The sequence below is a fragment of the Mesorhizobium sp. GW821-FHT07A06 genome (assembly GCF_059419085.1).
The window spans coordinates 309288-319153 of sequence record NZ_JBWKRC010000008.1 but is presented as its reverse complement, the minus strand read 5'-3'; the positions used below and the strand labels follow the sequence as shown (position 1 = coordinate 319153).

Here is a 9866-nt window from a genome sequence, read left to right as displayed (position 1 = left end):
AGCTCTAATTGTCAGCATGCCGGCCTGTCAGGTTTATATTCCTATTTCACTTTGGGTTTGTCAACCAGATAATCGCCTTGTGCCGGGCGATTATATATTTGACAGACCCGTTGGACCGGAAGCGCCCTTCCGTGATCGCACCATAATCCGGTCAAGTGCGGTCTGCTATTGACCTGTTGCGAGACGGCCCTATCTCGCCTCGATCAACTTCCGATCCTAACCATAGGACGGCAGGACTAAAGTCTTGCGTCAGAAAAGCAAAGGTCTGACGTTACCGTTTTGGTTCCGTCAATGTCCATTGGACGTTCCATTACTTTAGTTATTCAGCATATGAAGCTTGACGTTGCGGAAGGTGGCTGGCGGAATGGCCGGCGCAGTTTGGCTTTGGGTCTATAGGGGGGCTGCGCCGGCCATTGCGGGTTTGGGCTTTGGGTATGATCGTCCCCGCGCGGACTAACCTACATATATATTAGCAACTGCGCAAATAAGACTGAAGTCCCTGGTTCGCCGACCGTGGCGAGCAGATTCTCGGCGCGCCAGAAATCCGCCATGCTGTCGGACGTCCGCAAGGATGCGATGAAGATAAGCGATATCGCGCTTGCCGCCGGGTTCAACGACGTGTCCTATTTCAATCGCCGCTTCCGGGTGCCGTTCGGTGCGTCGCCCACGCAGTATCGCGGCGGGTAGGTTTTTCGGGCGGCCTGGACTGATCCGGTCAGCGGACCGCCTGGTCGGCTCCCGCCGCCGTCCCCGCCATGTCATCCAGGATCGGGCAGTCCGGCCTGTCGTCGCCATGGCAGGCATGGATCAGCTTCTGCAGCGTCGAGCGCATGGATTGCAGTTCGCGCACCTTCTCCTCGATTGCTGTGACATGGGCGGCGGCGATCTCGCGTACGTCGGCGCTGGCGCGGCCGCGATCCCGGTAGAGTGCCATCAACTGGCGGCAATCGTCGATGGAAAAGCCGAGGTTGCGCGCGCGGCGCAGGAAGGCCAGCCGGTGGACGTCGTCGCCTGAATAATCACGGTAGCCGTTGGCGGCACGCGCGGGCGCGATCAGGCCGATCTCCTCATAGTAGCGGATGGTCTTGGCTGGCAGTCCTGAACGGTGGGCGGCGTCGCCGACATTCATGGCGGAGATCCTCGATCCTGTGGCCCGCGCGGTTCAGGCCCATTGAATTTACTTCACAATCTGGTGAAGGCTGTTGCCGAAATGCCATACTGATACGCTTACCAGCACGTAAGGCCACGGATATAGGCATCGTGTGCTTGGCAAGCAAAGCAAATGCCAGCATGAATGATGGTGAGAAAGCGGCCGACTCGTGCCGCTGGCGTTGGGCAGGGCACCGGATCATCACATGCGCATGAAGTCGCTTGCAATAATTGCCGCATTGGCGCTGTCCACTGCTATCGCCGGTTGCAGCACCATCGGCGGGCAGATTTTCTCAAACGACTACGGCGCGGTGTCCGACGCTGGCTACCAGTTGCCGCGCATCCCGATCGAAAAAGTGCCGAGGCAGTATCACCGACAGGAGGTGAACTACGACACCAAGGAAAAGCCAGGCACCATCATCGTCGATACGCAGAACAAGTTCCTCTATTTCGTCGAGGGTGACGGCCGCGCGATCCGCTACGGCATCGGCGTTGGCCGCGAGGGCTTCGAGTGGCATGGCACCGCTCATATCGCGCTGAAGCGCGAGTGGCCGACCTGGACGCCGCCCCGTGAAATGATCAAGCGCCAGCCGGAACTGGCGAAGTTCGCCAATGGCATGGAGCCGGGCCTCAAGAACCCGCTCGGCGCGCGCGCCATGTATCTCTTCAACAAGGGCGGCGACATGGGTTACCGCCTGCACGGCAGCCCGGAATGGAATTCGATCGGCAAGGCGATGTCGTCTGGCTGTATCCGGCTGATGAACCAGGACATTATCGATCTCTATGACCGCGCCTCGGTCGGCGCCAAGGTCATCGTGATGTAAGCATCCTGATCTCAGGATCAGGTCAAACCTTTCGTGCGCGGACCGTCTAGGCAACAACGGACGTCCCAAACAGAAAACCGGGCAATTCGGCCCGGTTTTTTGTTATTCACGAACAGGATGCTTCAGGTGCGCCCGCACGCCGACGAGGCGGCGCGCAAAAAACATCAGGCGACCTGCTCGACCTGCTGAACTTCGGGCACAAAATGGCGAAGCAGATTCTGGATGCCGTGCTTCAGCGTCGCCGTCGATGACGGGCAACCGGCGCAAGCGCCTTTCATGTGCAGGAACACCGTGCCGTTCTCGAAGCCCCGGAAGGTGATGTCGCCACCGTCCTGGGCCACTGCCGGGCGCACCCGTGTATCGAGCAGTTCCTTGATGGTGATGACGAGTTCCTCGTCCGCCTTGTCATAGAATTCGCCGGTCTGGCTCGTCTCGGCGGCCGGGCCGGTCTTGGCCATGACAGGCGCGCCGGACATGAAATGCTCCATGATGGCGCCGAGGATCGCCGGCTTCAGGTGCTGCCAGTCGGGGCCATCCTTGGTCACGGTGATGAAGTCGTAGCCGAAGAAGACGCCGGTGACGCCAGGAATTTCGAACAGCCGGCCGGCCAGCGGCGAGGCCGTGGCCGCGCTATCGGCGTCGCGGAAATCGGCGGTACCTTCCAGGAGCACTTCCTTGCCGGGCAGGAATTTCAGCGTCGCCGGATTGGGCGTCGATTCGGTCTGTATGAACATGGCCGTCTCCGTGCCCATTTCGGGCAGCTAGTTTGGAATAGTTCTAAATAGGCTCTATTGGCTGGACATTCAAGCGAAACGCGTCGCCGGAACGGCTGGCTGGCGGAATGTTTTTGCTCACCTGCACTCACGCGGGATGTGTTGAGAATGAGGTCAGGCCGAGTCGAGAATGGCGGTTTCCGAGAACCGGAGCGGAGCGTACTTGAAGTGCGTGAGCACCGGCAGCGCTGGAAGCCGCCATTGGCAGGCCGGCCTCACCTGAATCTCAATACATCTCAGGCGAGGCTGTCGATCTCCTCGTCCGAAAGGTTTTGCGGCACGACGGTGACCGGAATAGGGAAGGCCGCCCCCTTGCCGGCAACGGCACCGACCAGCGGTCCCGGCCCTTCCTTGCCGGCGCCGGCTGCCAGCACCAGGATGGCGATATCCTGGTCTTCCTCGATCAGCCTGTGGATCTCTTCCGTCGGCTTGCCTTCGCGCACCACCATTTCCGGCTCGATGCCGAGCTTCTGGCGCACCTTGTTGGCATGGCCGTCGAGGGCCGCGCGCGCCGTTGCGGTCGCCTCCTCGCGCATGATCTTCTCGACGCCCAGCCAGTGCTGGAAATCGTCCGGTACGATGACATAGAGCAGCACCAGCGTGCCACTGGTGCTCAGCGCCCGTTTCGAAGCGTAGGCGACGGCGCGTTCGCACTCGGGCGTGTCGTCGATGATCGCCAGGAATTTCCTGCGATGACCGGCTTCGCGGCTAAGGCGTTTGGAGACCATGTCTATCTACCTAGTGTCGTGATTTCGAAGTTCGCCTGCTTTCGATATCCCGCCCCGAGCGAACTTCGAAATCAAAAACGACACTAGAAATCAATAGTTTGCTCGTGTCCCTGATTTTGAAATTCGCATTACAACTCTGGCGAATTTCAAAATCAGGGACACGAGTTTGTTTTCGGCCGCAATCTGCCACCCGCTTCGACCGGCCGCAAGCGGCCGGCCTTGTGCCAGTGTCAATGCGGTGCACCGCCGCCGAGATCAGCCCTGCAGCAGGCCTATAATGTCGCGCACCGTCTTCATGGTCGTTTCGGCCAGCACGCCGGCGCGTTCGCCGCCATCCCTGAGCACCGCGTCGACATAGGCGCGGTCGCCCTGGATGCGGCGCATCTCGTCGGCGATCGGCGCCAGCTTCTCCACCGCGAGGTCGGCCAGCGCCGGCTTGAACACCGAAAACTGCTGGCCGCCGAATTCCTTCAGCACGTCGGCCTTCGAAATCTCGGCCAGGCCCGCATAGATGCCGACCAGGTTTTCCGCTTCCGGCCGGCTTTCCAGCCCGTCGACTTCGCTCGGCAAGGCTTCCGGATCGGTCTTGGCCTTGCGGATCTTCTTCGAGATGGTGTCGGCATCGTCCGTCAGGTTGATGCGCGAAAGGTCCGACGGATCCGACTTCGACATCTTCTTCGAGCCATCGCGCAGGCTCATGATGCGTGCCGCCGGGCCGCCGATGACCGGCTCGGTGATCGGGAAGAAGCCGTTCACCGTCTCCTCGCCAACCTGCATCTCGACGCCGACGCCAAGGCTGGCGATGCGGCTCGAAAAGTCATTGTTGAATTTCTGGGCGATGTCGCGGGTCAGTTCCAGATGCTGCTTCTGGTCCTCTCCCACCGGCACATGCGTGGCGCGGTAGAGCAGGATGTCGGCGGCCATCAGCGAGGGGTAGGCAAGCAGCCCCAGCGAGGCATTCTCGCGGTCCTTGCCTGCCTTGTCCTTGAACTGCGTCATCTTGTTCATCCAGCCGATGCGCGCGACGCAATTGAAGATCCAGGCGAGCTCGGCATGCTGCATCACCCGCGACTGGTTGAAGACGATGTGCTTCTTGGGGTCGATGCCGGAGGCAAGGAAGGCGGCGGTGATCGAGCGCGTCTGGTCGGCGAGGTCGTCATGGACGAGCTGCGCCGTCAGCGAATGCAGGTCGACGACGCAGTAGATACAGTCGGACGTGGCCTGCAGGGCGACGAATTTCTTGATGGCGCCGAGATAGTTGCCGAGATGCAGGTTGCCGGTCGGCTGGACGCCGGAGAAGACGAGGGGCTTGAAGGCGGACATGGGGTTCCTCAGGGCTTGTGGAGGGCCGTTTCGCGCGCGGCGAAAGTCTTTTCGACGGCGCGCTTATGAACGAGAGTGTGGGGAGGATCAAGAGGCAGGAGAGCCCGCGGCGCCATTGCTTCAGGCTGAATTGTCCGTTCAATGCAGGCGTCGCGCTTGTTGCGCCTGTCTTTCAGTCTGACAGGTGCGCACCGCCCCTCATTGTCCTGCCGGACATTTCTCCCCGTATGGTGACGGGGAGAAGGACGTCGTCATCGCCGGTTTCGCCAATCGCCAGGTTTGCAGGAAGCGCCGTCGTCGCACTCAGCTTCTTTCTCCCCGTTTACGGGGAGAAATGCCCGGCAGGGCAATGAGGGGCGGCGCCGACATCGACATTTGTGAGAATGTCTTGGGCTCACGGATCCGGAGACTGTTCCTTGGGCGCCGGTGGTCCCTTGCGTTTGACATTGCGCCGGATCATGCCGAAATCGGCGCCGCCGGTGGCAAAGGCAGTGACGAAGTAGAGCAGCGCGCCGCCGGCCACCAGCGTCAGCAGCGTCGTTGCCTTGACGACCAGCGGCGAACCGGGGCCGAGCCTGACGGCAAGCCAATGCTCGGCGAAATACAGCGCCACCGCCATCACCGACGCCGACAGAACCAGTCGGGGAATGCGCTTCAGCAGCGGCACGTCGCGGCCCCAGTGGCCGCGTCGGATCAGCACGGCAAGCAGCATCAGCGCGTTGACCCAGCCGGCCACGGCCGAGGCGACCGCAATGCCGGGTGCGCCCATCCTGGGAAACAGCGTCAGCGCGGTGGCGACGTTCACCGCCACCGAGATCGCGGCGAAGATCATCGGCGTGCGCGTGTCCTCGCGGGCGAAATAGCCCGGGGTGAAGGCCTTGATCAGCACAAAGGCCGGCAGGCCCAGGCCGAAGATCGCCAGGATCGCCGCCACCGTCGGCGTCGAATGGTTGGCGGCAAAGGCGCCGCGCTCGTAGACCAGCCGCACGATCGGCTCCGACATCACCCAGAGTGCGGCGGCCGCCGGCAAGGTCATGAACAAGGTGAACTCGACGGAACGGTTCTGCAGGTTGGCGGCCTCGATGAGATTGCCTGACTTCAGCGCCCGCGAGAGTTCCGGCAGAAGCACGATTGCCACCGCGACCCCGACGACACCGAGCGGCAGCTGATAGACGCGGTCGGCGTAGGCGAGCGAGGAGACGGCGCTGTCCTGCGCCGAGGCGATCGCGGTGCCGATCAACTGGTTGATCTGGGTGATGCCGCCGGTGATCGCCGCCGGCAGCGCCAGGATAAGGAGGCGTTTTACGTTCGGCGTCATCTTCGGCCGGCGGAAGCCGATCGAGATGCCGGCGTTGCGCACCGCCACCCAGACAATGGCGAGTTGCACGATGCCCGCCGCCAGAACGCCCCAAGACAGGCTGAACCCGACAGCATGTGCATCCAGCCCATGATACCAGGCGTAGCCAAGCACGCTGATCAGGATGATGTTGAGGAAAGCGGGCGCGATCGCCGCGGCGAAATAGCGGCGCAGGGAATTCAGCATGCCCGCCATCATGGCCGCGAGCGACATGCAGATCAGGTAGGGGAACATGATCGTCGCGAGCCGGACGGTCGTCTCGAACTTGCCCGGCGTGTCGGCGAAGCCGGGCGCCACCAGGTAGCGCACGATCAGTGGCATCGCCAGTTCCATGGCGATGGTCAGCACCAGCAGCGCCGAGAACAGGACGCCGAACACTTCCTCGGAAAAACGCTTGGCGCCGTCGGTGCCGTGCGTCTCGATCTCCTTGGCGAACAGCGGCACGAAGGCGGCGTTGAAGGCGCCTTCCGCGAACAGCCGGCGAAAGGTGTTGGGAAACTGGAAAGCGGCGTTGAAGGCGTCGGCGACCGGTCCGGTGCCGAGTGCTGCCGCCATCAGCATCTCGCGGCCAAAACCGAGCGCGCGGCTCATCAGCGTGCCGGAAGCTACGGTAGCGAATTTCTTGACGAGGCTCATGCGTTTGAAGACTGCCTTGGAGCAATTCCAGGAAAACTGTGAGCGGTTTTCCCGGGCAAAGCGCATAGCGCATTGCCCTTGGGAACTGTGTTAAAACAAAGAGTTGGAGCGGTTCGCCGTTTTCGTGAAACGGTGAACAGCTCCAGGGATTGGGACAAGGTGGGGATGGCAGTCACTCGGCGGCCGCCTTGGCCTTGCCGCCGCGTTCGGGCGCGATGCCTTCGAGCGTCGCCATCAGCCGGTTGCGGATAGTGGCGATGCGGGCCGGGCTGTCGATCTTCTGGCCGGTAAGGTCGGTGACATAGAAGGTGTCGATGACCTTCTCTCCGAAGGTTGTGATGTGCGCCGATGCGATATCGAGCGACAGGTCGGACAGCGTCCCGGTGATCTCCGACAGTAGCCCCGGGCGGTCGAGCCCCTCGACCTCGATGACGGAAAAGCGGTTCGACAGCGTGTTGCGGATCTCGGCGCGCGGTGGGATCTTGAACACCTTGGACCCGCGCCTTGGCTTGGTGCGCTTCTCGATCATCTCCGGCAGCCAGCTCTTGCCCGACAGCACGTCCTCGATCAGCCGTCCGACGCGCTCGGCGCGCCGCCGCTCGTCCTCATCGCGGTCGAATTCCCGCGAGATCAGGATCGTGTCCAGGGCGCGGCCGTCCGAGGTGGTGAAGATCTGCGCGTCGACAATGTTGCCGCCGGCGCCGGCGCATGCCCCGGCAATGACCGAGAGAAGACGGGGATGGTCCTGCGCCAGCACGGTGATTTCGGTCACCGCCTCGAACTGGTGGGTCTTGACCATGGTGGCGAGCTTGTTGCCGGCCGCGTCCGCCTCGCGGATGAATACGGCGTGGCGAAGCTGGTCCGGCAGATCCACGGTCAGCAGGTAGTTTTCATAATGCAGCCCAACATAGCGCTTGCGGGCCTTGTCGGGCCAGTCGGCAAGCGCCTCGGCCAGGCGTTCGCGCGCCGCGGCGGTGCGCTGTGCCCGCGACACCTCCGAAAAGCCGCCGGTCAGGAGCAGTTCGGTCTCGTAATAGAGCGTGCGCAGCAACTGGCCCTTCCAGCCGTTCCACACACCGGGGCCGACGCCCCTGATGTCGCAGACAGTGAGGATCAAAAGCAGTTTCAGCCGCTCGACCGATTGCACGATCGAGGCAAAATCCTCAATGGTCTTGCGATCGTTGAGATCGCGGGTCTGCGCCGTCATCGACATAACGAGGTGGTTCTCGACAAGCCAGGCGACCGTTTCCGTATCCGCCGCCGACAGCCCCATATGCGGACAAATGCGCCGCGCTATCCGGGCGCCGGCCTCGGAATGATCTTCCGGCCTGCCCTTGGCGATGTCATGCAGCAGTACGGCGACATAGAGCGCCTCGCGGCTCTTCTTCAGGCCCGGCATCAGCGAGTGCGACAGCGGATGGATCTTCTCGCCGTCGCCGCGCTCGATCTCGGCCAGCACGCCGATGCAGCGGATCAGGTGCTCGTCCACCGTGTAGTGGTGGTACATCGAGAACTGCATCATGGCGACGATCTTGCCGAAATCGGGGATCAACCGGCCCAGCAGCCCGGCCTCGTTCATGCGCCGCAGATTGAGCTCGGCGTTGCGATCCGAGGTCAATATGTCGAGAAACAGCCGGTTGGCTTCCTCGTCGCGCCGCAGCGACTTGTTGACCAGGCCGAGCGAGCGGGTAAGCAACTTCAGCGCATCGGGGTGGAACTCCAGCCCGTGCTTGTCGGCGAACCAGAACAGTCTCAGCAGATTGACCGGGTCGCGTTCGAACACCTGATCATCGGCGATGTTGATGCGGTAGTTGTCGACGATGAAGTCCGACGTGCCGGCAAGCTTGCGCTTGCGGCGCTGGAAGGTCAGGAAGATGCGGTTGAACCCCGGCACATGCTTGGCCTGCTCCTCCTCCAGCGCGGCGCAGAAGATGCGCGTCAGGTCGCCGACATCCTTGGCCACCAGGAAGTAGTGCTTCATGAAGCGTTCGACCGCCGACAGGCCGGGATGGGTGGTGTAGCCCAGCCGCTCGGCGATCTCGCGCTGGATGTCGAAATGCAGCCGCTCCTCGGCCTTGCCGGTGAGGAAATGCATGTGGCAGCGCACCGCCCACAGAAAGTCCTCGGCCTTCTGGAACTCCCGGTACTCGGCCTCGGTGAAGACGCCTTTTTCGACCAGTTCCTCGCCGGTGCGTACCCGGTAGAAGTACTTGCCGATCCAGAACAGCGTCTGCAGGTCGCGCAGGCCGCCCTTGCCGTCCTTCACGTTGGGCTCGACCAGGTAGCGGCTTTCGCCGGCCTTGGCGTGGCGCTCGTCGCGTTCGGCGAGCTTGGCCTGCACATATTCCGGGCCGGTCGTTCGCACCACCTCGTGGTCGAAGCGTAGCATCAGCTCGTCATAGAGCTTGCGTTCGCCCCACAGGAAGCGCGCTTCCAGGATCGAGGTGCGGATGGTGATGTCGGTGCGCGACAGCCTGAGGCACTCGTCGATGTTGCGGGTGGCGTGGCCGACTTTCAAGCCCAGGTCCCACAGCATGTAGAGCATGTATTCGACGGTCTGTTCGCCCCACGGCGTCTGCTTGTAGGGCAGCAGGAACAGGAGGTCGATGTCCGATCCCGGCGCCAGCGTGCCGCGGCCATAGCCGCCGACGGCGACAACGGCCATGCGTTCGGCCACGGAGCGGTTCTTCACCCGGTAGACATGCGTCGCCGCGAAATCGTAGAGCGCCCGGATCAGCTCATCCATCAGATGCGACAGCCGCTCGGCGCAAGCGTTGCCGCCGCCATCTTGCCTCAGCATGGCCTCGGCGATCTTTCGGCCTTCGGCGAGCCGGGCCTTGAGAAGCTGGAGCACACCGGCGCGGGCGGCCTGCCCGGAACCGTCACCGGCCGTGGCGTCCGTCAGCGCGGTCATCTCGCGGCGCAAGGCTTCGCCGTCGATCAGTTCATCGAGCTTCAGGGAGATTTTCGCCATAGGTACCGGTCGGCCTTGCCTTTTGGGCGGCGTCTATAGCGCGTTTTCGCGGCGCTGGGTATGGGGCCGGCGCGCAGCCCGGCAAGCGGGCCGAAGCAATTC

Annotated in this window: 8 protein-coding genes; 2 read left to right on the top strand and 6 right to left on the bottom strand. The window is 62.7% G+C overall.

What is annotated here, in order from left to right; genetic code table 11:
• The first annotated feature begins 513 nt into the window (after positions 1-513).
• Entirely contained in the window at positions 514-687 is a 174-nt protein-coding gene (locus AC07SZ_RS24945; RefSeq protein WP_244494023.1) for a helix-turn-helix domain-containing protein, read from the top strand.
• 28 nt (positions 688-715) lie between these two features.
• On the opposite strand, the gene cueR is transcribed toward AC07SZ_RS24945, so the two are convergent.
• Positions 716-1129: a Cu(I)-responsive transcriptional regulator gene (gene cueR, locus AC07SZ_RS24940; protein ID WP_172371080.1), complete on the bottom strand. Its 414-nt coding sequence runs from the start codon at positions 1127-1129 to the stop codon at positions 716-718.
• Positions 1130-1355: 226 nt separating this feature from the next.
• On the opposite strand from cueR, the gene AC07SZ_RS24935 reads away from it, so the two are divergent.
• Positions 1356-1973, top strand: coding sequence for a L,D-transpeptidase (locus tag AC07SZ_RS24935; protein ID WP_056569547.1), 618 nt, complete (start codon positions 1356-1358; stop codon positions 1971-1973).
• Between the two features lie 164 nt (positions 1974-2137).
• Here the strand turns inward: AC07SZ_RS24935 and AC07SZ_RS24930 are convergent, their stop codons facing one another.
• The 5 genes from AC07SZ_RS24930 to AC07SZ_RS24910 all read right to left on the bottom strand — a co-directional run bounded on the left by AC07SZ_RS24930 (position 2138) and on the right by AC07SZ_RS24910 (position 9764).
• Positions 2138-2707, bottom strand: a complete 570-nt coding sequence (locus tag AC07SZ_RS24930) for a NifU family protein (RefSeq protein WP_056570395.1) — start codon at positions 2705-2707, stop codon at positions 2138-2140.
• Between the two features lie 275 nt (positions 2708-2982).
• The gene (locus tag AC07SZ_RS24925; protein ID WP_056569549.1) at positions 2983-3474 is read right to left on the bottom strand and encodes a universal stress protein; all 492 of its coding nucleotides are present in this window, start codon (positions 3472-3474) and stop codon (positions 2983-2985) included.
• A gap of 255 nt (positions 3475-3729) precedes the next feature.
• Positions 3730-4797 (bottom strand): tryptophan--tRNA ligase, encoded by a 1068-nt coding sequence (trpS, locus tag AC07SZ_RS24920; protein ID WP_494916283.1) that lies wholly within the window; start codon positions 4795-4797, stop codon positions 3730-3732.
• A 394-nt stretch (positions 4798-5191) separates the two neighbouring features.
• Positions 5192-6790 (bottom strand): murein biosynthesis integral membrane protein MurJ, encoded by a 1599-nt coding sequence (murJ, locus tag AC07SZ_RS24915; protein WP_494916281.1) that lies wholly within the window; start codon positions 6788-6790, stop codon positions 5192-5194.
• Between the two features lie 172 nt (positions 6791-6962).
• Positions 6963-9764 (bottom strand): [protein-PII] uridylyltransferase, encoded by a 2802-nt coding sequence (locus AC07SZ_RS24910; RefSeq protein ID WP_494916280.1) that lies wholly within the window; start codon positions 9762-9764, stop codon positions 6963-6965.
• Positions 9765-9866: the final 102 nt, after the last annotated feature.